The organism is Stenotrophomonas sp. BIO128-Bstrain (assembly GCF_030128875.1).
Lineage (GTDB): Bacteria > Pseudomonadota > Gammaproteobacteria > Xanthomonadales > Xanthomonadaceae > Stenotrophomonas > Stenotrophomonas bentonitica_A.
In genome coordinates, this window is record NZ_CP124620.1 from 4035576 (window position 1) to 4057867 (window position 22292).

19 protein-coding genes are annotated in these 22292 nt (G+C 69.1%); 18 read left to right on the forward strand and 1 reads right to left on the reverse strand.

Going from position 1 to position 22292, the window contains the following annotated elements:
- Positions 1 to 21: 21 nt before the first annotated feature.
- From POS15_RS18350 to POS15_RS18430, 17 genes are all read left to right on the forward strand, one after another.
- Complete coding sequence (locus POS15_RS18350; protein WP_019185495.1) at positions 22 to 573, forward strand: membrane protein; 552 nt, start codon at positions 22 to 24, stop codon at positions 571 to 573.
- A complete protein-coding gene (locus POS15_RS18355) occupies positions 566 to 2251 on the forward strand; it encodes an AMP-binding protein (protein ID WP_284128621.1) in 1686 nt (561 codons plus the stop codon). Before POS15_RS18350 ends, POS15_RS18355 begins: the two co-directional genes overlap by 8 nt.
- On the forward strand, positions 2244 to 3029 hold the full coding sequence (locus POS15_RS18360; protein WP_046272605.1) for a glycosyltransferase family 2 protein: 786 nt from the start codon (positions 2244 to 2246) through the stop codon (positions 3027 to 3029). The genes POS15_RS18355 and POS15_RS18360 overlap by 8 nt, the downstream gene beginning before the upstream one ends.
- Complete coding sequence (locus tag POS15_RS18365; RefSeq protein WP_019185492.1) at positions 3026 to 3973, forward strand: acyltransferase; 948 nt, start codon at positions 3026 to 3028, stop codon at positions 3971 to 3973. Before POS15_RS18360 ends, POS15_RS18365 begins: the two co-directional genes overlap by 4 nt.
- Positions 3963 to 5519 carry an aromatic amino acid ammonia-lyase gene (locus POS15_RS18370; protein WP_046272606.1) on the forward strand — a complete coding sequence of 519 codons (1557 nt, stop codon included), beginning with the start codon at positions 3963 to 3965 and terminating at the stop codon, positions 5517 to 5519. The genes POS15_RS18365 and POS15_RS18370 overlap by 11 nt, the downstream gene beginning before the upstream one ends.
- Positions 5506 to 5928, forward strand: coding sequence for a thioesterase family protein (locus POS15_RS18375; protein WP_046272607.1), 423 nt, complete (start codon positions 5506 to 5508; stop codon positions 5926 to 5928). Before POS15_RS18370 ends, POS15_RS18375 begins: the two co-directional genes overlap by 14 nt.
- Positions 5925 to 6545, forward strand: coding sequence for an outer membrane lipoprotein carrier protein LolA (locus POS15_RS18380; RefSeq protein WP_019185489.1), 621 nt, complete (start codon positions 5925 to 5927; stop codon positions 6543 to 6545). The genes POS15_RS18375 and POS15_RS18380 overlap by 4 nt, the downstream gene beginning before the upstream one ends.
- A complete protein-coding gene (locus tag POS15_RS18385; RefSeq protein ID WP_284128622.1) occupies positions 6538 to 8883 on the forward strand; it encodes an MMPL family transporter in 2346 nt (781 codons plus the stop codon). Before POS15_RS18380 ends, POS15_RS18385 begins: the two co-directional genes overlap by 8 nt.
- A 42-nt stretch (positions 8884 to 8925) precedes the next feature.
- On the forward strand, positions 8926 to 10167 hold the full coding sequence (locus POS15_RS18390; protein ID WP_019185487.1) for an NAD(P)/FAD-dependent oxidoreductase: 1242 nt from the start codon (positions 8926 to 8928) through the stop codon (positions 10165 to 10167).
- On the forward strand, positions 10155 to 10706 hold the full coding sequence (locus POS15_RS18395) for a DUF3261 domain-containing protein (RefSeq protein WP_284128623.1): 552 nt from the start codon (positions 10155 to 10157) through the stop codon (positions 10704 to 10706). Before POS15_RS18390 ends, POS15_RS18395 begins: the two co-directional genes overlap by 13 nt.
- Positions 10703 to 11890: a beta-ketoacyl-[acyl-carrier-protein] synthase family protein gene (locus POS15_RS18400; RefSeq protein WP_046272610.1), complete on the forward strand. Its 1188-nt coding sequence runs from the start codon at positions 10703 to 10705 to the stop codon at positions 11888 to 11890. The genes POS15_RS18395 and POS15_RS18400 overlap by 4 nt, the downstream gene beginning before the upstream one ends.
- Positions 11887 to 12348, forward strand: coding sequence for a hypothetical protein (locus POS15_RS18405; RefSeq protein ID WP_019185484.1), 462 nt, complete (start codon positions 11887 to 11889; stop codon positions 12346 to 12348). The genes POS15_RS18400 and POS15_RS18405 overlap by 4 nt, the downstream gene beginning before the upstream one ends.
- The gene (gene fabG, locus POS15_RS18410) at positions 12345 to 13076 is read left to right on the forward strand and encodes a 3-oxoacyl-ACP reductase FabG (RefSeq protein WP_284128624.1); all 732 of its coding nucleotides are present in this window, start codon (positions 12345 to 12347) and stop codon (positions 13074 to 13076) included. Before POS15_RS18405 ends, fabG begins: the two co-directional genes overlap by 4 nt.
- On the forward strand, positions 13076 to 14317 hold the full coding sequence (locus POS15_RS18415; RefSeq protein ID WP_019185482.1) for a beta-ketoacyl-ACP synthase: 1242 nt from the start codon (positions 13076 to 13078) through the stop codon (positions 14315 to 14317). Before fabG ends, POS15_RS18415 begins: the two co-directional genes overlap by 1 nt.
- Positions 14318 to 14393: 76 nt before the next feature.
- Positions 14394 to 14831 (forward strand): hypothetical protein, encoded by a 438-nt coding sequence (locus POS15_RS18420; RefSeq protein ID WP_019185481.1) that lies wholly within the window; start codon positions 14394 to 14396, stop codon positions 14829 to 14831.
- A gap of 261 nt (positions 14832 to 15092) precedes the next feature.
- A complete protein-coding gene (locus POS15_RS18425) occupies positions 15093 to 15359 on the forward strand; it encodes a YcgL domain-containing protein (RefSeq protein ID WP_019185480.1) in 267 nt (88 codons plus the stop codon).
- The gene (locus POS15_RS18430; protein WP_019185479.1) at positions 15352 to 18687 is read left to right on the forward strand and encodes an ankyrin repeat domain-containing protein; all 3336 of its coding nucleotides are present in this window, start codon (positions 15352 to 15354) and stop codon (positions 18685 to 18687) included. The genes POS15_RS18425 and POS15_RS18430 overlap by 8 nt, the downstream gene beginning before the upstream one ends.
- A 74-nt stretch (positions 18688 to 18761) precedes the next feature.
- Here the strand turns inward: POS15_RS18430 and POS15_RS18435 are convergent, their stop codons facing one another.
- Entirely contained in the window at positions 18762 to 20567 is a 1806-nt protein-coding gene (locus POS15_RS18435) for a monovalent cation:proton antiporter-2 (CPA2) family protein (protein ID WP_019185478.1), read from the reverse strand.
- 345 nt (positions 20568 to 20912) lie between these two features.
- Here POS15_RS18435 and mgtE point away from each other — a divergent pair, with 345 nt between their 5' ends.
- Positions 20913 to 22283, forward strand: a complete 1371-nt coding sequence (gene mgtE, locus POS15_RS18440; RefSeq protein WP_019185477.1) for a magnesium transporter — start codon at positions 20913 to 20915, stop codon at positions 22281 to 22283.
- Positions 22284 to 22292: the final 9 nt, after the last annotated feature.

The window sequence follows — 22292 nt, forward strand, 5'->3', positions numbered from 1 at the left end:
GGCCATCGCTGAAGACTGACCATGGTCCGGGTACGCGTCGCGGCGTTTGCGTTGCTGTCGCTGGCATACCCGCTGGTGGTGTACCTGTCGCTGGGCCGGTTCGAGCCGCGCTGGTTGTCGCTGCTGCTGTTCACCCTGGCCGCGCTGCGCGCGCTGACCACCCGCCAGGCGGTGTGGTGGGTGGCCGCGCTCGGTACCGGCGTGCTCGCCCTGGTCGCCACGGCCTTCAACCAGGCGCTGCCGCTGAAGCTGTACCCGGCGCTGGTGAATGCGGTGATGCTGGTGATCTTCGCTACCAGCCTGCGTTTCGGCCCCAGCGCGGTGGAGCGCCTGGCGCGGCTGAGCGAGCCGGACCTGCCGCCGTTCGCCGTGATCTATACCCGCCGCGTCACCTGGATCTGGTGCGGCTTCTTTGTTCTCAACGGAAGTCTGGCCCTGGCCACGGCGCTGTGGGCGTCCAACCAGGTCTGGGCGTTCTACAACGGATTGTTGGCGTACGTGATGATGGGTGCTCTGTTTGGTGGGGAATGGCTGGTCCGGCGACGGGTCAAGGCGGCGCATGCGCATGGCTGAGTGGATCGCACTGGACCGGTTGGCGCTGGTGCCGCGCCCGGGCCGCATCGTCGGCATCGCCGGCGACACCGTGGTGGACCATCCGCAGTTCCGCACGCAGGTGCTGCGCTGGCAGCAGGCCTTCGCACGCGCGCCCGGCACCGACTGGGCGCTGTATTTCGATGACACGCTCACCTTCGCCGCCGCCCTGTTGGGGGCGTGGCATGCCGGCAAGCGTGTGTTCCTCGGGGGCGACAACCTGCCGGCCACGCTGGAAGGATTGAGCCCGCGCGTGGCCGGTTTTGCGGGTGACGTGCCGTCGCGCTATGCGTCGCTGCAGCCGGATCCGGAGGTCGATCCCGCCGTCGTGCTGCAACCGCTGGATGAAGCCGCACTGGCACTGGTGGTGTTCACCTCCGGCAGCACCGGTGCGCCGAGCGCGATCGTCAAACGCATGCGCCAGCTGACCCGCGAGGTGGATGCGTTGCAGGCCGCCTTCGGCGAGCAGATGGACGGCGCGCAGGTGCAGGGCACGGTCTCGCACCAGCACATCTACGGCCTGCTGTTCCGCGTGCTGTGGCCGCTGGTGGCCGGCCGCGCGATCCAGCCGCGCCGGTTTTTCCATGAGGATCTGGTCAGCGCGCTGGGCGGCCAGCCGTCGGTGCTGGTGGCCACCCCGGCCCACCTCAAACGGTTGCCCGAACAGCTGGACTGGTCCTCGCTGGGCGGCCAGCTGCGTGCGGTGTTCTCCTCCGGCGGCCCGCTGCCGACCGAGGCGGCGCTGCAGGTCCGCGCCCTGATGGGCGTGGCCCCGACCGAGGTCTTCGGCAGCAGCGAGACCGGTGGCGTGGCCTGGCGGCGCTGGAGTGCCGCCCAGCCGCAGTGGCATCCGTTGCCGGGCTTTGCCTGGCGGATCGAGGAAGGTTGCCTGGCGGTGCGTTCGCCGCACCTGGACAACGACGACTGGTGGCTGACCCAGGACCGCGCCGTCGCCGATGACGGCCACAGCTTCCGGCTGCTCGGCCGCGCCGACCGCATCGTCAAGATCGAAGAGCGCCGCGTCTCGCTGGACGCCCTCGAACAGCAGCTGCGTGCGCACCCGGCGGTGCAGGACGTGCGCGTGCTGGTGCTGCCGGGCGCGCGCGAACAGCTGGCCGCCGTGGTGGTGCCGCAGGCGGCGGGCGCCGCGAACTGGGACGATGCACAGCGCCGCCGCCAGGCGCAGCAGCTCGGCGCGCATCTGGCCCAAAGCCACGATGCCGTGACCCGGCCGCGCCGCTGGCGTTTCATCGACGAACTGCCGCTCAACGCGCAGGGCAAGGTTACTGCCGCGGCACTGGCGGCCCTGTTCCGGCCGCTGATGCCGACCCCCGAGTGGCAGCAGCGCGATGCCACCAGCGCCTCGCTGCAGTTCGTGCTGGATCCGGACCTGGTCGCATTCGACGGGCACTTCCCGCAGGCCAGGATCCTGCCCGGCGTGGTCCAGCTGGACTGGGCGATCCACTACGGCCGCAGCGCATTCACGATGCCGCCGCAGTTCCTGCGCATGGACGCGGTCAAGTTCCAGCACGTGGCCCGCCCGGGCGACTGCCTGCAGCTGAGCCTGGGCTGGGATGCGGCCAGGTCGGCGATGAGCTTCCGCTACGTCTCCGTCCATGGGGTGCACGCCAGCGGCCGGGTGGTGTTTGGTGATGCGTGATGACCCCGGTAACGGCATGAGCAGATCGGCCTTCGCCCCGCTGGTGGTGATCCCGGTGTACGACCACGCGCATGCGATCGGTGCGGTGGTGCAGGGCGTGCTGGCCAGTCGGCAGCCGTGCCTGCTGGTCGACGATGGCTCGCACCGTGAGTGCGCGCAGGTGCTTGATGCGCTGGCCCGCGAGCACGCACCGCAGGTGACGCTGCTGCGGCTGGCGGTGAACCAGGGCAAGGGTGGCGCGATGCTGGCCGGCTTTGCCGAAGCCGCGCGCCTGGGCTACAGCCACGTGCTGCAGATCGATGCCGACGGCCAGCACGAGACCGCCGATATCCCCCGTTTTGTCGCGCTGTCGCAGGCGCAGCCGGAGGCGGTGATCTGTGGTATCCCGCGCTATGACGCCAGCGTGCCCAAGGCACGCCTGTACGGCCGCTACGCCACGCATATCTGGGTCTGGATCAACACGCTGTCGCTGCAGATCCGCGACTCGATGTGTGGCTTCCGCCTGTATCCACTGGCCCCGGTGATCCGCCTGATGGGCGAGGAAACCATTGGCCGGCGCATGGATTTCGACAGTGAAATCCTGGTGCGGCTGTTCTGGCGTGGGGTGAAGGTGATCAGTGTGCCGACCGCCGTCACCTATCCCAGCGATGGCGTCTCGCACTTCGATGTGTGGCGCGACAACGTGCGCATCAGCCGCATGCACGCGCGCCTGTTCGTCGGAATGCTGTGGCGCGCGCCGCGGCTGCTGTGGCAGCGCATCGCAGGGCCCGGCGCATGACCACGCCCGCCCCCGGCAGTGCCCCGCACTGGGCCGACATCGGCGAGTCCACCTCGGCCGCCGGCGTGCTGTTCCTGTGCTGGGTGCACCGCTGGTTCGGCCGCTGGCCGTTCCGGCTGTGCGTGTACCCGGTGGTGCTCTGCCACTGGTTGAGCAACCGGGTCGCGCGCGAATCGTCGCTGCAGTACCTGGAGCGCCTGCAGGCCCATACCGGCGTGTTCCCCTCGGCACCCGGGCGCTGGCAGAGCCTGAAGCACTTCGCGCTGTTTGCCGACACCATGCTGGACAAGCTGCTCGGCCTGGGCGGCCGCTATCCGCCCGAGCACATCCATCTGCAGCGCGACCTGGTGCTGGACAAGATCGCGCGCCGCGAAGGCGGGCTGATCCTCACCGCGCACATCGGCTGCCTGGAGCTGTGCCAGGTATTGGCCGAGCGGGTGCCGGGCTTCCACATCACCGTGCTGGTCCACACCGCGCACGCGCAGCGCTTCAACCGCCTGATGCAGCGGCTCGATCCGCTGGCCTCGGTGGAGCTGCTGCAGGTCACCGACATGGGCCCGGCCACCGCGGTCGAGCTGCAGCGCCGGGTCGAGGCGGGTGGTTTCGTGGCCATCGTCGGCGACCGCGTGCCGCTGCGTGGCGGGCGCACCGTGCCGGCCCCGTTCCTCGGCCACACCGCTCAGTTCCCGATCGGCGCCTATGTACTGGCCGCGGCGCTGGCGTGCCCGGTCTACACCATGGCCTGCCTGCATCACGGCCGCGGCTACCAGGTGCGCTTTGAACAGTTCACCGACCGCATCGTATTGCCGCGCGGTTCGCGTGACGCCGCGCTGACCGCGCAGGCGGAACATTTCGCCCGGTGGCTGGAAGTTCAGGTCACCCAGGCACCCTTGGACTGGTTCAATTTCTTCCCCTTCTGGGATCAGGCATCTCATGGCAAGTAAGGCCGATCAGGCACCCTCCGTCCGCTTCGGCGATGCGCCGCTGACCATCGAAGACGTGGTCGCGCTGTCACAGCGCCAGGCCCAGGCCGTGGTCACCGACGATGCCGCGTTCACCGCGCACATCCAGCGCGGCGCGGACTTCCTCGATCGCCTGCTGCGCGAAGACGGCGTCATCTACGGGGTGACCACCGGCTACGGCGATTCGTGCACGGTGAACATTCCGCCGGCGCTGGTGGCCGAACTGCCGCACCACCTGTTCACCTACCACGGCTGTGGCCTGGGGCGTTTCCTGGACCCGCAGGAAACCCGTGCGGTGATCGCCGCGCGCCTGGCTTCGCTGGTGCGCGGCATGTCCGGGGTCAGCCACCCGCTGTTGCAGGGCCTGGCCACGCTGCTGCGGCATGACGTGCTGCCGCTGATCCCGGCCGAAGGCTCGGTCGGGGCCAGCGGCGACCTCACCCCGCTGTCCTACGTGGCCGCGGTGCTTTGCGGCGAGCGCGAGGTGATGTACCAGGGGTCGCGCCGCCCGGCGGCCGAGGTGCTGGCCGAGATCGGCATGGCGCCGCTGCGGCTGCGCCCCAAGGAAGGCCTGGCGATCATGAACGGCACCGCCGTGATGACGGCGCTGGCCTGCCTGGCGTACGACCGCGCCGACTACCTGACCAGGCTGGCCACGCGCCTGACCGCCTTCAACGTGCTGGCCAGTGACGGCAACGCCCATCATTTCGATGAAATGCTGTTCGCTGCCAAGCCGCACCCGGGGCAGACCCGGATCGCCGCGCGCCTGCGCCAGGACCTGCACAGCGACCGGCCGCCGCGCAACGAACAGCGCCTGCAGGACCGTTACTCGCTGCGCTGCGCCCCGCACGTGATCGGGGTGGTGCAGGACGCCCTGCCGTTCTTCCGCCAGCTGATCGAAACCGAACTCAACAGCGCCAACGACAACCCGCTGATCGATGTCGAGGGCGAGCGCATCCTGCATGGTGGCCACTTCTACGGCGGCCACATCGCCTTCGCGATGGACGCGCTGAAGAACACCATCGCCAATCTGGCCGACCTGCTCGACCGGCAGATGGCGCTGGTGGTGGATGCACGCTTCAACCATGGCCTGCCGGCCAACCTGTCGGCCGCCACCGGTGAGCGCGCGGCGATCAACCATGGTCTGAAGGCGCTGCAGATCAGTGTCTCGGCGTGGACCGCCGAAGCGCTCAAGCAGACCATGCCGGCCTCGGTGTTCTCGCGTTCCACCGAATGCCACAACCAGGACAAGGTCAGCATGGGCACCATCGCCGCGCGCGACTGCCTGCGTGTGATCGAGCTGACCGAGCAGGTCGTGGCGGCGCTGCTGATCACCGCCCGCCAAGGCGTGGCGCTGCGTGAGCGCGTCGGCATGAAGGCCACGCTGCACGGCGATCTGGCCGCGATGTACCAGGACCTGTCCGAGCGCATCGCCCTGATCGAGGAGGATCGCGCGCTGGATGGTGAGCTGCGCGCCCTGCTGGACGATATCCGCGCACAGCGCTGGGAGCTGTATGTCCACGAATGATCTGAGCTTCGAGGTCGCGCTGTCGCCGGCCTTCCATGACTGCGATGCGATGCAGGTGGTCTGGCACGGCAACTATTTCAAGTACTTCGAGATCGCGCGTTGCGCCCTGCTGCAGCGCCATGACTACGACTACCCGCAGATGCGCGATTCCGGTTACCTGTGGCCGGTGGTCGATGCGCGGGTGAAGTACATCCGCCCGCTGCTGTACGGCCAGGCACTGCGCGTGCGCGCCACGATCACCGAGTGGGAAAACCGCCTGAAGATCGCCTATGAAATCGTGGATGCGGACAGCGGTACCACGCTGACCCGCGCCCATACCATCCAGGTCGCGGTCGACGCGGCCACCAATGAAATGCTCTACCTGTGCCCGCCGGTGCTGTGGGAGCGTCTTGGAGTGCAACCGCAATGAACCGTTTCCTGCGCATGCTGTGCGTGCTGCTGATGCTGGCCATGGTCGCCCCGGCGTTCGCCGCCACCGATGTGGAGGCAGTCAAGCAGCGCGTGGCGAAGGTCGACGTGCTGCGCGGCGAGTTCACCCAGGAGAAACAGGTCGCCGGGTTCAAGAACCCGCTGCGCTCGCAGGGTCGCTTCGTGCTGGCCCAGGACCACGGGGTGGTCTGGACCACGCTCAAGCCGTTCCCCTCCGAGGTGGTGGTCACCCGCGACCGCATCCTGAGCCGGCAAAGCGATGGCAGCAGCCGGGTCGAACTGGATGGCCGCCAGCAGCCGGCGATGCGCTCGGTCAACGCGATCATGTTCGCGCTGATGAGTGGCGATGCGCAGGCGCTGTCGGCGCAGTTCACGGTCAAGGTGGAAGTGCTGCCCGGCAACGCGTGGAAGATGCAGCTGACCCCGCGCTCGGCCATGCTCGGCAAGGTGTTTGCGCAGCTCACTCTGAGCGGTGACCGCTACGTGCGCGAGGTGCAGATCAACGAGGCCAACCAGGATGTCACCCGCATCCACTTTGCCGGCATGAGCGATACGCCGGCGGCGTTGAGCGCCGACGAGGGCCGCAAGTTTGAATGACGTGCTGACGTCCAACGGCCGCCTGCAGCGCCTCTGGCGCTGGCTGGCCATTGCCTGGCTGCTGGTGCTGATCGGCCTGGGCGTGCAGCAATGGCAGTTGTGGAAGAGCGAATCGCGGATCGATACCGACATCCTCGCGCTGTTGCCGCAGGATGCGCACGACCGCCTGCTGTCCGATGTCACCCGCCGTATCGCCGATGCCAACGCGCGCCAGATCGTGGTGTTGCTGGGCAGTACCGATGCGGCGCAGACCAAGGCGGCCGAGGCCGCATTCCGCGATGCCATCAAGGTGGAGCGGGGCGCTGCCCCGCTGCTCCAGGAAAGCGGCTCGATCGAGGGCTGGTTCGATCAGGCACGGGCGTTCTACGCACCGTATCGCGACCGCCTGCTGACCAGTGCACAGCGCGAGCGGCTGCAGAACGAACCCACCGATGGCCTGGCCGAATCGGCACTGGCGGCGCTGTACGGCCCGATGGGCGCGCCGCGCCTGACCGAGTGGCGCCAGGATCCGCTCTCGCTGTGGCCGCAGTGGTGGCAGGAGCGCGCGCTGGGTTCGGGCCTGCAGATGGGCGATGACGGCCTGCTGGAAGCCGATGGAAAGCATTGGTCGATCGTGCAGTACGACACGGTCGGCTCGGCGTTCCAGCTCGATGGCGAGCGCCATATCGACCTGCTGCTGGACACCGCCGCCGAGGCCGCCATGAAGCAGGCGCCGGGTCTGGAAGTGCTGCGTGCCGGCGTCCCGCTGCATGCGGAAGCCGCGGCCGTGCAGGCCAACTGGGAAATCAATACGATCGGCTGGGGGTCGCTGGCCGCGGTACTGCTGCTGGTATGGCTGGCGTTCCGTTCGCTGCGCCCGATCCTGCTGGTGGCCGCCTCGCTGCTGATCGGCTGTGGCGTCGCGCTGGCGGTGACGGTGCTGGTGTTCGGCAAGGTGCATGTGTTGACGCTGGTGTTCGGTGCCTCGCTGGTGGGCGTGGCCGAGGATTACGGCATCCACTGGTTCGCCTCGCGCCAGGCCGAACCGGCGGACCGCCGCTGGAAGCTGCTGCGGCACCTGCTGCCTGGCCTGTGGCTGGCGCTGTTGACCAGCGCACTGGCCTATCTCGCGCTGGGCCTGGCGCCGTTCCCGGGGCTGCGCCAGATGGCGCTGTTCTCGGTGGTCGGCCTGGCCGCCGCCTTCCTGACCGTGATCTTCTGGTTCCCGTGGCTGGATGGCGGCGAAATCCGTCGTACCGGCTTCGCCCGCTGGCTGGGCGCCACGCTGGAGCGCTGGCCGCGCCTGCACGGGCGCAAGGCGGCGATGTTCCTGGGCGTGGTGACGGTGCTCTCGGCGATCGGCATCGCCCGTCTGCAGACCAATGACGACCTGCGCAGCCTGCAGTCATCGCCGCCGGACCTGATCGCCCAGCAGATCCGCATCAGCCAGATGCTGGGCATGCCCAGCCCGGCGCAGTTCTATCTGGTCCAGGGCGATACCGCCGAGCAGGTGCTGGAGCGCGAAGAGGCACTGATCGATCGCCTGCGCGTGCTGGAAGCGGGCAAGCAGATCGGTGGCTACCGGGCGATCAGCGACTGGCTGCCCTCGCAGCAGCGCCAACATGCCGATGCGGCCCTGACCGCCAAGGTCGAGCCGCAGGTGCTGGCACGGGTCGGTGCGGCGGTGGGTGAGCCACTGCTGCGCCCGGCCTATGCTGCGCAGGACCTGCAGGCCGACGCCTTCCTTGCCTCGCCGGCAGCCATGCCGTTCCGACATCTGTGGCTGGGCACGGTCGGGAAGGGCGTGGCGTCGGTGGTGATGGTCGATGACCTCTCGCGTGCCGATGCGCTGGCGCTGCTGGAAGCACAGGCCAAGGGCATCGATGGCGTGCGCTGGGTGGACCGGACCGCCGATTTCTCGCAGCTGCTCAAGCATTACCGCAAGCTGATGAGCGGGCTGCTGCTGATCGGCATCGCACTGGTGTTTGCGGTGCTGTTCTGGCGCTACCGCGGCCAGGCCTGGCGCGTGCTCGCCCCGACCCTGATCGCCGGCGCACTGACACTGGCGCTGCTGGGGCTGTTCGGCCAGCCACTGCAACTGTTCAACGTCCTCGCGCTGATGCTGCTGCTCGGCATGGGCATCGACTACGGCATCTTCCTGATCGAACACCGCGGTGATGCCAGTGCCTGGCTCGCGGTCTGCGTGGGCGCGGCCAGCACCTGGTTGTCGTTCGGCCTGCTCGGGCTGTCGGCCACGCCGGCGCTGCGCGCCTTCGGGTTGACCCTGTTGTTCGGCATCGGCCTGGTCTGGCTGATCTCGCCGCTGTTCCGCCCGCCACCGCACGACGCACCGCACTGAGCGACCGCGTTTCCCTCTCATGATCTGATCAAGGATGTATCGATGAACCCGCAGGTGGAACGTACTGAAATCCTCGTCATCGGCGCCGGCCCGGCCGGCTCCGTGGCGGCGGCGATGCTGCGCCGGCAGGGGCGCCAGGTGCTGATCCTGGAGCGCCAGGCGTTTCCGCGGTTCTCGATCGGCGAGAGCCTGCTGCCGCAGAGCATGGAATACATCGAGGCGGCCGGGCTGCTGCAGGATGTGGTGCAGGCCGGGTTCCAGTACAAGAACGGTGCGGCGTTCGTGCGCGGCGAGGCGACCACCGAGTTTGATTTCCGCGACAAGTTCTCGCCGGGCTGGGGCACCACCTACCAGGTGCAGCGCGCCGACTTCGATGACGTACTGGCGCGCGGTGCCGAGCGCATGGGCGCTACGCTGCGCTTCGGTGACGAGGTGCTGTCCGTGCAGCCCGGGCGTCCGGCGCAGGTGCAGGTGCGCCGGCCCGATGGCAGCGAGTACACCATCGAGGCCGGTTTCATTCTCGACGCCAGCGGCTTCGCCCGGTTGCTGCCGCGCCTGCTGGACCTGGAGTCGCCGTCGAATTTCCCGGTGCGCGGTGCGATCTTCTGCCATGTGCGCGACCACATTCCGGCCGGCGCAGGCTTTGATCGCAACAAGATCCTGATCACCACCCATCCCGAGCACGTGGACGTGTGGTACTGGACGATTCCGTTCTCCAACGGTTGCTGTTCGCTGGGCGTGGTGGCCGAGCCGAGCTTCTTCGCGCGCTACCCGGGCACCGATCTGGAGAAGCTGCAGGCCATCGTCGGTGAGGATCCGAACCTGGCCCGCCTGCTCGGGAACGCCGAATGGGCGGTGCTGCCGGTGCGCACCATCACCGGGTACTCGGCCAATGTCTCCTCGTTGTGGGGCGAAGGCTATGCCCTGCTCGGCAACGCCGGCGAGTTCCTCGATCCGGTGTTTTCCTCGGGGGTGACCATCGCGTTCAAATCGGCCCAGCTGGCCAGCGATTGCCTGGCCCGCGAGCACGCCGGTGAAACGGTGGACTGGGAACAGGACTTCTCGGTGCCGCTGCGCGCCGGGGTGAAAACCTTCCGGCGTTTCGTCGAGGCCTGGTACGCCGGTGGCTTCCAGAAGATCATCTACCATCCCGATCCGCAGCCGGAGGTGCGCCGCATGATCTCCTCGATCCTGGCCGGCTATGCCTGGGATACCAACAATCCGTACGTTGCCGACGCCAGCGGCCGGCGCCTGCGCGTGCTGGAGGAACTGTGCAGCGCCTGATCCTGACCCTGTTGTTGAGCCTGCTGCTGGCCGCATGCGCCAGCACCCGCATGCCCACGCCGCTGGTACAGCTGCCCGTGCTGCAGCTGGCGCCCTCGGCATTGCCGCAGCCGGTGCAGCTGCAGCAGCGCCTGCAGTTCCGCTTCGGCAGCCACGAGCGTGAGCTGGATGCCCTGCTGGAGGTGGATGCCGAACAGGTGCGGCTGGCGGTGCAGGCGATGGGCCAGACCGGCGTGCGCATCGTCTGGGACGGGCAGCATCTGGAACAGACCCGGGCCCCGTGGCTGCCGCCGCAGGTGCGCGGCGAGCGCGTGCTCGACGACCTGCAGTTCGCGTTGTGGCCCGCCGCGGCGATCCGTGCCGCGCTGCCGGACGGCTGGAGCCTGCAGGAAGCCGACGGCGTGCGCAGCCTGGTCCAGGGCGGCACACCCTGGCTGGTGCGCGAGACATTGCCCGATGGTCGCGTGCGGCTGCGCAACCTGGCCGAGGGCTACGAACTGGTGATCGAATCAATGGACATGGGGCAGGGCCAGGAGTGAGCAGCAGCGCGGTCTATCTGAACGAGCTGGGGGTGATCTGCGCACTGGGGGCCGACCGCGCCCAGGTGCGCGAGGGCCTGTTCGCGGCGCAGCCCGGCGGGCTGCACGACAACGACACCCTCCTGCCCGGCCGCACGCTGGCGCTGGGCGAAGTGCAGGCGCCGCTGCCGGACCTGGCCGACCTGCCGGTCGCCCTGCGCGGCCGCAACAACGGCCTGCTGGACGCTGCGCTCGGCCAGATCCGCGAGGCCGTCGATGCCGCCGTCGCCCGTTTTGGTGCCGAGCGCGTGGCGGTGATCATCGGTACCAGCACCTCGGGCATCGGCGAGTCGGAGCACGCACTGCGCACCTATCACCGCGATGGCGTGTGGCCGGCGGATTTCCATTACGCCCAGCAGGAAATGGGCACCGCCGCGCGCTTCGTGCGTGAGCGGATCGGCAGCACCGGCCCGGCCTGGACGATCTCCACCGCGTGCTCGTCCAGCGCCAAGGCGCTGATGTCGGCCGCACGCCTGCTGCGCGCCGGCGTGGTCGATGCGGTGGTCGCCGGCGGGGCGGATTCGATGTGCCGCTTCACCGTGGCCGGGTTCAGCGCGCTGGAGTCGGTCTCGGCGGTGCGCTGCAATCCCTTCTCGGTAAACCGCAGCGGCATCAACATCGGCGAAGGCGCCGCGCTGTTCCTGATGACCCGCGAGCCGGGCCCGGTGCGCCTGTCCGGCTGGGGCGAATCGTCCGATGCCCACCACATGTCCGCGCCGGATCCGCAGGGACGTGGCGCGATCGATGCCATGCAGCAGGCCCTGGACCGGGCCGGGCTGGCGCCGGCGCAGATCGACTACGTGAACCTGCATGGCACCGCCACCGGTCACAACGATGCGATGGAAAGCCAGGCGGTCGCCGCGGTGCTGGGCACGCAGGTGCCGGCCAGCTCGACCAAGCCGCTGACCGGGCACACGCTCGGCGCCTCGGGCGCGATCGAAGCGGCGCTGTGCTGGATGACCCTGGCCGACAACCCGGACCAGCAGCTGCCCACCCACTGGTGGGACGGGCAGCCCGATGACGCCTTGCCGGCGCTGGCCCTGGTGGCACCGGGCACGCGCGCTGCGCAACCGCTGCAGCACGTGCTCAGCCATTCGTTCGCCTTCGGCGGCAGCAACGCCGTGCTGGCCCTGGCGCGAGGATGAGCATGCCGCTGCCCGATGACATCGATGCGGTGCTCCCGCACCGCGACAGCATGCGGCTGATCCACCGCGTGGTGGCGTGGCAGGACGAGTCCATCGCCGTTGAGGTGGACGTGCCCGCGCAGGGGCTGTTCTGCACGCCTGATGGCGTGCCCGCCTGGGTCGGGGTGGAGTACATGGCGCAGGCGATCGCCGCCTGGGCCGGGTGCCGCGCACGCCACGCCGGCCGCGCGCCGTCGATCGGCTTCCTGCTTGGCACCCGCCGGTACACCGCCCACCAGCCGTTCTTTGCCGCCGGCAGCTGCCTGCGGGTGGAGGCGAACTGCGAGTTGTTGGGCGAGAATGGCCTGGGCATGTTCGCCTGCCGGATCCTGGCGGGCGATATCGAAATGGCGGTTGCCAACGTCTCCGTGTTTGAACCCACGGACGCGATGGCCTATCTGGAGAGTGGAGAGGCATGACAGGGAATCTGACCGTGCTGGTGACCGGCGCCAGCCGGGGCATCGGCCGTGCCGTGGCGCTGCGTTGCGCGCGCGACGGCTTCGATGTGGTGGTGCATTGCCGCAGCCGCATCGAGGAAGCACAGGCCGTGGTGGCCGAGATCCAGGCGCTGGGCCGACAGGCCCGGGTGCTCATGTTCGACGTGAGCGACCGCGATGCCGCGCGTACCGCGCTGGAAGCGGACATCGACGCGCACGGCACGTATTACGGGGTGGTCTGCAATGCCGGCATCGCCCGCGATGGCGCCTTCCCGGCGATGCCGGCCGAGGATTGGGATGCGGTCATCCACACCAACCTGGACAGCTTCTACAACGTGCTGCACCCGCTGGTGATGCCGCTGGTGCGCCGGCGCAAGCCCGGCCGCATCGTCACCTTGTCCTCGGTCTCCGGCCTGGTCGGCAACCGCGGCCAGACCAACTACAGCGCGGCCAAGGCCGGCATCATCGGCGCCACCAAGGCGCTGGCGCTGGAGCTGGCCAGCCGCGCGATCACGGTCAACTGCGTGGCCCCCGGGCTGATCGAGACCGAGATGGTCAATGAAGAAGTGGTCGAGCACGCGCTCAAGCTGATCCCGGCCAACCGCCTGGGCCAGCCGGAGGAGGTCGCTGCCGCGGTCTCGTTCCTGCTCTCCGAATCGGCCGGCTACATCACCCGCCAGGTGATCTCGGTGAACGGAGGGATGGTCTGATGGCCCGCCCCGATCGTCGCGTGGTGGTCACCGGCGCGGCTGCCATCAGCCCGCTCGGGCAGGACTGGGCGAGCATCCGTGCGCGCCTGCAGGCCAGGACCAATGCGGTGCGCTACATCCCCGAGTGGGAGGTCTTCGATGGCCTCAACACGCGGCTGGCCGCACCGGCGGAAGATTTCGAACTGCCCGCCAACTACAACCGCAAGACCACCCGCAGCATGGGCAAGGTCGCGGTGATGTCGGTGCGCGCCACCGAGCTGGCGCTGGAGGCGGCCGGCCTGCTCGGCCATCCGGTGCTGCGCAGTGGCATGGCCGGCGTGGCCTATGGCTCGTCCTCGGGCAGCCACGAGGCTACCGCCGAGTTCGGCCGGATGCTGCATGAGCACACCACCGAAGGCATCAGCGCCACCACCTACCTGAAGATGATGAGCCACACGTCGCCGGTGAACATCGGCGTGTTCTTCGGCCTGTCCGGGCGGGTCTACACCACCTCCAGCGCCTGCACCTCGGGCAGCCAGGGCGTGGGCTCGGGCTATGAAGCGATCCGCAGCGGCAAGCAGACCGTGATGGTCACCGGCGGTGCCGAGCAGCTCGACGCCACCGCCGCCGCCGTGTTCGACACCCTGTTCGCCACCAGCGTGCGCAACGATGCGCCGCAGACCACGCCCAGTCCGTTCGATGCCCACCGCGACGGCCTGGTGCTGGGCGAGGGCGCCTGCACGCTGATCCTGGAAGAGCTGGAGCATGCCCAGGCCCGCGGCGCCGCGATCCTGGCCGAAGTGGTCGGCTACGGCACCAACAGCGACGGCCAGCACGTCACCCAGCCCAGCGCCGGGACCATGGCGCAGGCCATGCGGCTGGCGCTGGAGGATGCCGACCTGGCTGCCGACCGGATCGGTTACGTCAACGCGCACGGCACCGCCACCGAGCATGGCGACATCGCCGAAACCCAGGCCACCCACCAGGTGTTCGGCCCCGGCGTGCCGATCAGCTCGCTCAAGAGTTATGTGGGTCACATGCTCGGTGCCTGCGGCGCGTTCGAGGCCTGGCTGAGCATCGAGATGATGCGCGAGGGCTGGTTCGCCCCCACCCTGAACCTGCACGAGGTCGATCCCCGCTGCGGCGCGCTGGATTACATCCATGGCGACGGCCGTGCCCTGCAGACCGACTACGTCATGAGCAACAACTTCGCCTTCGGCGGCATCAACACCTCGTTGATCTTCCGCCGCTGGCAGGATTGACCGCAGTTTCCGGCCCGCGTCGCGGGGCCGGCCGTTCCGTAGACCCCTCGCATCCCCCCAACAAGGAGAAAGTTGAATGCGTCGTTTTGCCCTGATCGCCGCCACCGCGCTGCTCGCCCTGGCCAGTACCGCCCAAGCCCGCGAAACCCGTGTCGAGCAGTCGCTGCATGAGCTGGTCAATTCCGCTGAAGCCCGCAACGTGGGCATCGACGGCAGCGTGAAGTTCTATCTGGCCGGTGAAAGGGTCAGCGTAGTGGAACGCCTGGGCGAGGACGTGACCAACAAGAAGACCAACGCCGCCAACAAGAGCGATGCCGAAGCCTGCCGCTGGGTGGCGCTGTCGGCGCTGCGCGCGCTGCAGGATGGGGCAAAGTCGCGCGGTGCCAATGCCGTGGTCGACATCGTCAGCTACTACAAGAAGAACGAGTTCAAGAGCACCGCCAACTACGAATGCTACGCGGGCGCGATCCTGGCCGGCGTGGCGCTGAAGGGCACCTACGCCAAGGTGAAGTGAGCCCCCGGGCCACCGTCCCTGCCGGGGCGGTGGTCCATGCAGCGGCCAACGCAGGTACCCGCGGCATCGCCGCAGCGACGCATTCATCACAGCGCCATCGGCAGACTGCAGCGGCGCCCAGCTGAACGACATCACGACGTTGATGAACCTGATGCTGTCGCGTGACGGAAAACCGACAGTAGACAGTGCACGTGGCTTTCACCTGTGCCGGCTTTCCTCCACAATCATTGTCATTCACTACCCTGGGCAACGCCCTGCGGCATGCAAGCCTACGTCTATAAAAGCCAACGCAAGCAGGACAGCTTCGTCTATCTCGCCGTTCGTGATGACTTCTCGGTCATCCCTGACGCGGTAAAGGCCTCGCTGGCGCCGTTCCAGTTCGTTCTCGAAGTGGCCCTGACTCCCGACCGTCGCCTCGCCCAGGTCGATGCCGCACAAGTGCGCCAGAACCTGACCGAGCGTGGATTCCATCTGCAGTTGCCGCCGCCTCCGTTGGCGCCGGTCAGGTTCCCGCGACGCAATGATTGAATCCCAACGCCCCCGCGCCGTCGCATCTGCTGCCGCCCTCGGTGCGCTGCTGGCTCTGGCTGCGGCCATCGGCGGCTTGCCCGGTGCCGTGTGCGCCGCATTGGCCCAGCCGGCGTTCGCGCTGGCGGTCTCGTGGTGGCGCCGCACCCGCTCGCTGCAGCCGCTGCCGCAGGTGGTCCGTCAGGATGCGCCTGCGCTGCTGGCGCTGTGGGGGCTGGGCCCGCTGCTGCTGACCCTGCTGGTGGCCTGGCCGCTGAGTGCCCTGCACGACAGCGGCAGCCTGGCCGCCGTGCTCGGCGTGAGCGTGGCAGTCAGCGCCGCGCTGCTCGGGGTCTGGCGGACCTGGCCGCTGTGGAATGACGTGGAACGCAGCGAAGGCAGCCTGGCCCGTCACTGGCAGACCCTGGCCGGACGCGACCTGACCGCCTGGCGCGGGCTGGCCGTTGCTGCGCTGGTGGTGCTGGTGTGCGCGCTGGTGGTGCTGCCGGCGTGGCCGGGCCTGGTTTCGGCGGCGCTGCACTGGCCGATCGCCGCTGCAGTGGTACTGCTGTCCCCGCTGGCGCACGTGCTGCTGCAGGCGATTGCCCCCGCATCGACCCTGAGCGCACCGGTACCGGCAGAGACCCGCGGTGACCGCGATGATCTGTTCGCCGACGCGTACGCCGAGCCCAAACCGCTGGAATCGATCAGCCTGCACGAACAGCAGCCGGCGCTGTACGACGCGGCGCGCAGCGGCCGGGTCGACCGTGCCCTGCAGTTGCTGCAGGCCGGCGCCGACCCGCACGGGCTGCCCGATCCGGCCTGGCGCGACCAGCGCAGCCTGGCCGTGCTGGCCGCGGTGCTGCCCGACCTGCGCCTGCTGCGCGAACTGATCGCGCGCGGCGTGGGCGTCAATGCCCCGCACCGTGGCATGACCCCGCTGCTGGCCGCTACCCGCGACAGTTGGCACGGTCGCCCCGAGGCGGTGATGACCCTGCTCGCCAATGGCGCCGACCCGCGCGCGGTGGACAGCGAGGGCAACACGCCGCTGCATCACGCGGCGCGCAGTTCCGATCCCGGTGTCGCCGCGCTGCTGCGCGATGCCGCCGCGGAAGTGGACGCGCTCAATGATGACGGCTGGTCGCCGCTGGCCGTGGCCTGCCAGGTCGGCAACTGGCGGCTGGCCAAGTTCCTGCTCGAACGCGGGGCCAAGACCGAGCCGGCCGAGGGCACGCCCGTGCTGCTGGCCGCGGCCGGGACTGAAGAAGACGACCCGGCCGGTGTGCAGCTGCTGCTCAAGCACAAGGCCCGCGCCGATGCGCGCGACCGCCAGCGCCGCAGTGCGCTGCACGAAGCTGCGCTGGCCGGCCATGTCGACATCATCGACGTGCTGCTGGCCGCCGGCGCCAACCTGGAAGCACGCGATGCACTGGCGCGCACGCCGTGGTTGGAGGCCGCGCGCGGTGGCCGGGCCGGCGTGGTCGAACACCTGCTGCCGCACCATCCCGACCTCAATGCGGTGGATGGCGAAGGCCGCAACGCCGTGCTGCTGGCCTGCATGGCCGACAACGTCTCGCCGCTGCTGGTGCGCCGCCTGCGCGACCTGGGCATCGCCGCCGACGTAGCCGATCCGCAGGGCCGACGCGCGGTGGACATCGCCGCCGGTGCCGGGCGCTGGGCCATCGTGTCGCTGCTGGATCCGTCCTATCCGCTGCCCTCGGCGGTCAGCGATGGGCTGGTGATGTCCGGTGACAGCGATGCGGCTCCTGCGTCGCTGCCGGACCGCCCGCCGCTGGAACTGCTGCGCGAAGCACTGAGCTTCGGCAACGTCGAGGGCATGGCGGCCCTGGCCCGCCTGTGCGCGCCCGAAGAACTCGGTGCGCTGCTGCACGATGCCGAACTGGCTCTGGACCCGCAGGCGCTGGACTGGCTGCTGGCACATGGTGCGGCCCCGGAAGTGCTCGATGCCTGCGGAGATACCCCGATGTTCGCGCTGCTGGCGCGCGGCATCGATGCGGTGCCGGCCCTGCAGGTGCTGCTGCGCCGCGGCCTGTCCCCGGCCGGTCGCGGTGGCCTGGCGCGCCTGCTGAGCGCCTGCGCCCAGCATGACCACGCCTCGCGTGGCCTGGAGCAACTTGCACTCGAACTGCTGGAACGCGGCGCCGACCCGTTCGCGCCGTCGCCGGCGGGCGACCCGCCGCTCTCGCTGGCCGTCCGCCTGGGCTGGCTGCGCCTGCAGCAGGCCCTGCTGACGCTGGGCGTGGACCGCGAAGCGCGCGACAGCCATGGCATGACCGCCCTGCATCTGGCCACGGCGCTCGCGCGCGAAGGCTCGATCAAACTGCTGGTGCAACAGGGCGCCTCACCCGAAGCCCGCGCCGCCGACGGCCAGACCCCGCTGGGCGTGGCACTGTCGATCGGCCGCCGCGACCTCGCCGACTGGCTGGACTGGCGGGTGTGGCCGTTGCCGCGCCGCGCGCTGCGCGACGGTGACCTGCCGGCCGCTGCGATGGCCGGCGATGCCGATGCCGTGCGTCGCCTGATCGACCTGGGGTTCGGGGTCGATGCCGTCGACGCCCAGGGCTGCACTGCGCTGCTGCGCGCCGCTGGTGGCGGTCACCTGGCCGTGGTGGATCTGCTGCTGACCCGCGGTGCCAACCCGCAGCATGCCGCCGCCAGTGGCGCCACGCCGCTCTCGGCGGCAGTCAGCATGCGCCAGGTGGATATCGTCTCGGCGCTGCTCGATGCCGGTGCCGAACTCGAATACCGCCTGCCGGGCGGCGTCACCGTGCTGATGCTGGCCTCCGCACTGGGCCTGCCGGACATCGTCTCGCGCCTGCTCACCGCCGGTGCCAACGTGCACGCCGGCGATGCCCAGCAACTGGGTCCGCTGCACTGCGCGGCGCTGTACGGCTTCAGTGCGCGGGACCGTGCGCGTCTGCTCGCCCTGCTCGACACCCTGCTGCTGGCCGGTGCCGAACCGGACCAGGCCGCCGCCGGCTCGGTCACGCCGTTGCTGCTGCTGCTCGGCGCACGCGCCGAGCCGGGCACCGCCTGCGACGAGCAGATCGTGCTCGCTGCGGTGGAGCGTCTGCTGGACGAAGAGGTCTCGCTGGACGTGCGTGATCCGCGTGGCTTCGGTCCGCTGCATCTGGCGGCGCTGCACGGCCTGCCGCTGCTGGTGCAGCGCCTGCTGCGTGCCGGTGCCGATCCGGATGTACGCGACGCGCTCAACCGCAGCCCGCGCGAGATCGCGGTGATGCGCGGCTTCATCGACGTCGCTGGCGAATTCGAACCGCTGGTGCCGGGCGTCTCCTCGATGGCCCGGTTCCTGCGCGATAACGGCTGACTCCGCGGTGGGTAGTGCCGGCCGCTGGCCGGCAGCGGATCAATGATGCACGCGACGGTGCATCCGCAGGTTCATCAATGCTGCGGACGGTCGTCCGCGCCCTTCCCATCACTCTCCGCATCCGCCTCGAACAGATGCATCAGGTCCGCACGCGCATCGCGCGAGGTCTGGATCACCGCCGCTTCGTCGTCGTAGACCAGGTACTGATCGCGCAGGAGTTTTTCGTCGTGCTCGCGGAAGCGCTGCACATGGCTGCGTGCGGTCTCCACCGACATGCCCAGCGCGATCAGCATCCGTTCGCTCAGTTCCAGGCTGGTGCCAAACACCTCGCGGAACGGCTCGGCGGACATGTCCATCAGCCGCCACGCATGCTGGCGGTTGCGTGCGCGCACCAGCACCACCGCATCCGGATACATGCGCCGGATCAGCCGCGTGGCCCGCATGTTGGCGTCCGGATCATCCAGCGTGACCACGTACACGCGGATGTGTTCGCCACCTGCGGCGCGCAGCATCTCCGGTCGGGTCGGGTCGCCGTAATAGAGTTTGTTGCCGAACCGGCGCAGGTCCGAGACCGTGTCCGGGTTCGACTCCAGCGCCACGAAGGGAATCTTCTGCGCGGTCAGCAGGCGCGCCACCACCTGGCCGAAGCGGCCCATGCCGGCGATCATCACCTGCGGCTGTACATCGTCGATGTCGACCTTGTCAGCGGGCTGGACGGGGGCCTTGGGTCCCTCGTCGCGACCCAGCAGGCGGATCAGGACGATCATCAGCAGCGGTGTGATCGCCATCGACAGACCCACGATCGCCACCAGCCGATCATGGTTGGCGCTGCCCAGCAGATGCGCGCGCTGCGCCTCGTTGAACACCACGAAGGCGAACTCGCCGCCCAGCCACAGCACGCTGCCCAGCAGTACCGCATGGCGGGTACGCAGCTTGGCCAGCTTGCCGATCCCGAACAGGAGGCCGAACTTCACCACCAGCAGGATCGCCACGCCGGCGGCGATCATCATCGGCTCGGCGATGATGCGGTCCAGGTCGATGCCCATGCCCACTGCGATGAAGAACAGGCCGAGCAGCAGGCCCTTGAACGGCTCGATCTGCGATTCCAGTTCGTGCCGGAATTCCGAATCGGACAACAGCACGCCGGCCAGGAACGCGCCGAGGCTGGGGCTCAGGCCGGCCTCCTGCATGAACCACGCGGTGCCCAGCACCACCAGCAGCGCAGTGGCGGTGAATACTTCGGGGCTGCGTGTACGCGCGATGATGTTGAACAACCGGCGCAGCACCGGCCGGCCGCACAGGATCACCACCGCCAGCGCGCCGATCGCGATCGCCACGTCGTTCCACTGCAGGGTGTCGTTGCGCGCACCGCCCAGCAGCGGAATCGCGGCCAGCAATGGGATCGCGATCAGGTCCTGGAACAGCAGGATCGCAAACCCGAGCCGCCCGTAATCGCTGTTGATCGCCTTGTGCTCGGACAGCAGCTGCAGACCGACCGCCGTGGAGGACAGCGCCAGCGCGATGCCGACGATCAACGCACTCTTCCACTGGAAATGATCGAGCATCAGCAGGCTGCCGAGCACGAGGGCGCTGAGCGCCACCTGCAGCGCGCCGGCCCCGAACACCGAGCGGCGCATCACCTTCAGGCGGGCGGGGGACAACTCCAGCCCGATCACGAACAGCAGCATCACCACGCCGATCTCGGCGGCGCTGAGGATGCGGTCGGCGTCCTGCACGAAGCCCAGCCCATCGGGGCCGAGCACCACGCCGGCGGCGAGGTAGCCGAGCACCGCGCCCAGGCCGAGCTTCTTGAACACCGGCACCGCGATCACCGCGGCCAGCAGCAGCACCAGGGCCAGCTCGAGCGCGCCGCTATGCATGGGAGAACCTGCTCATGGGATCGTGTGCCGTGCGGGTGGAAAGCCTCCCCGGGGCAGCCGGGGCCCGTGGCCGGGGCCACGCGCCATTATGCGGCCGCGATGCCGGCCGAAGGCCACTGTTACCCGAACGGCGCGCTCCCCAAGGGTTGACCTGCGTCACACCCGGGTCCAGACTGCCCGCCGCTGCTGGCGTCCGCCGTCGGCAGTAAACCCATCCGGAGTCCCCAACCCATGTCCAGCGACAGTAGAAGTCGACCTTGCTCGACGCCAGCGATGGCGACCGCCTGACACGGGTCGGTTCGCCAGCGTTGGCGTCGCGCAATGCGATCCCCACAGGCGAATACGATGAACCAGAAAGACCTGCTGCGCCCGGTGGCCGATGCCGCCTCCTTGAGCGCACCCCTCGATAATTTCAACACCGCCGATGCGGTGGAATTCCTCAACACGCTGAGCCTGTCGCGCGCCGCCGATACGCTGGCCGCGCTGCCGTTGCCGCGCGCGGTGAAGATGCTCGAGCAGCCCGAGCTCAACCGCGGTGGCGATCTGGTGGCGGCCATGCCGGTCGCCCGCGCCGCCGCCCTGCTCGGCCTGATGGCCGATGACCGCGCCACCGACATCGTCCACGAGCTGGACGAGGACGAGCGCGCGCGCCTGATCCCGCTGCTCAGCCCCGAGGCCCGCAAGGCGATCCAGCAGCTGCTCAGCTACCCGGCCCACACCGCCGGCGCCCTGATGACCACCGAGTTCGTCAGCGTGCCCTCGGACTGGACGGTGGGCCGCACCCTGCAGCACATCCGCGAGGTGGAGCGCACCCGCGAGACCGTCTACGCGATCTACGTGCTGGACCCGCATACCCGTGCGCTGGTGCAGGTCGTCACCATGCGCCGGTTGATCACCGGGCTGCCCGAGGAGCCCATCCTCGACGTCGCCCAGGTCAATCCGCCGGTGACGGTGGATGTGCAGCTGGACCAGGAAGAAGTCGCGCAGCTGATCCGCCGCCACGACCTGCTCGCGATCCCGGTGGTGGATGCGCAGCACCATGTGCTGGGCATCGTCACGGTGGACGACATCCTCGATGCCCTGATCGAAGAATCCACCGAGGACGTGCACAAGTTCGGCGGCATGGAAGCACTGGAAAAGCCGTACATGCAGATCGGCTTCTTCGAGATGCTGCGCAAGCGTGCCGGCTGGCTGAGCGTGCTGTTCCTGGGCGAGATGCTGACCGCCAGCGCGATGCAGCACTACGAAGACGAGCTGGCGCGCGCGGTGGTGCTGACGCTGTTCATTCCGCTGATCATGAGCTCGGGCGGCAACTCCGGCTCGCAGGCGACCTCGCTGCTGATCCGCAGCCTGGCCCTGCGCGAGCTGCGCCTGCGCGACTGGTGGAAGGTGGCCCTGCGCGAGGTGCCGACCGGCATCACCCTGGGCGCGATCCTGGGCGTGCTGGCGATCATCCGCATCGTCTCCTGGCAGCTGCTGGGCCTGCATGACTACGGCGACCATTGGCAGCTGCTGGCACTGACCATCGGCGCGGCCCTGGTCGGTATCGTCACCTTCGGCTCGCTGTCCGGCTCGATGCTGCCCTTCATCCTCAAGCGCCTGGGCTTCGACCCGGCCAGCGCCTCGGCCCCGTTCGTGGCCACGCTGGTGGACGTCACCGGCCTGGTCATCTACTTCAGCATCGCCGCGATGATCCTGCGCGGCACCCTGCTTTAACAGGGACGG

Excerpts from the sequence above, each read along its gene's own strand:
- POS15_RS18350 (WP_019185495.1), top strand. The coding sequence starts at position 22 with ATGGTCCGGGTACGCGTCGCGGCGTTTGCGTTGCTGTCGCTGGCATAC.
- POS15_RS18355 (WP_284128621.1), top strand. The coding sequence starts at position 566 with ATGGCTGAGTGGATCGCACTGGACCGGTTGGCGCTGGTGCCGCGCCCG.
- POS15_RS18360 (WP_046272605.1), top strand. The coding sequence starts at position 2,244 with ATGCGTGATGACCCCGGTAACGGCATGAGCAGATCGGCCTTCGCCCCG.
- POS15_RS18365 (WP_019185492.1), top strand. The coding sequence starts at position 3,026 with ATGACCACGCCCGCCCCCGGCAGTGCCCCGCACTGGGCCGACATCGGC.
- POS15_RS18370 (WP_046272606.1), top strand. The coding sequence starts at position 3,963 with ATGGCAAGTAAGGCCGATCAGGCACCCTCCGTCCGCTTCGGCGATGCG.
- POS15_RS18375 (WP_046272607.1), top strand. The coding sequence starts at position 5,506 with ATGTCCACGAATGATCTGAGCTTCGAGGTCGCGCTGTCGCCGGCCTTC.
- POS15_RS18380 (WP_019185489.1), top strand. The coding sequence starts at position 5,925 with ATGAACCGTTTCCTGCGCATGCTGTGCGTGCTGCTGATGCTGGCCATG.
- POS15_RS18390 (WP_019185487.1), top strand. The coding sequence starts at position 8,926 with ATGAACCCGCAGGTGGAACGTACTGAAATCCTCGTCATCGGCGCCGGC.
- POS15_RS18405 (WP_019185484.1), top strand. The coding sequence starts at position 11,887 with ATGAGCATGCCGCTGCCCGATGACATCGATGCGGTGCTCCCGCACCGC.
- fabG (WP_284128624.1), top strand. The coding sequence starts at position 12,345 with ATGACAGGGAATCTGACCGTGCTGGTGACCGGCGCCAGCCGGGGCATC.
- POS15_RS18415 (WP_019185482.1), top strand. The coding sequence starts at position 13,076 with ATGGCCCGCCCCGATCGTCGCGTGGTGGTCACCGGCGCGGCTGCCATC.
- POS15_RS18420 (WP_019185481.1), top strand. The coding sequence starts at position 14,394 with ATGCGTCGTTTTGCCCTGATCGCCGCCACCGCGCTGCTCGCCCTGGCC.
- POS15_RS18425 (WP_019185480.1), top strand. The coding sequence starts at position 15,093 with ATGCAAGCCTACGTCTATAAAAGCCAACGCAAGCAGGACAGCTTCGTC.
- POS15_RS18430 (WP_019185479.1), top strand. The coding sequence starts at position 15,352 with ATGATTGAATCCCAACGCCCCCGCGCCGTCGCATCTGCTGCCGCCCTC.
- POS15_RS18435 (WP_019185478.1), bottom strand. The coding sequence starts at position 20,567 with ATGCATAGCGGCGCGCTCGAGCTGGCCCTGGTGCTGCTGCTGGCCGCG.
- mgtE (WP_019185477.1), top strand. The coding sequence starts at position 20,913 with ATGAACCAGAAAGACCTGCTGCGCCCGGTGGCCGATGCCGCCTCCTTG.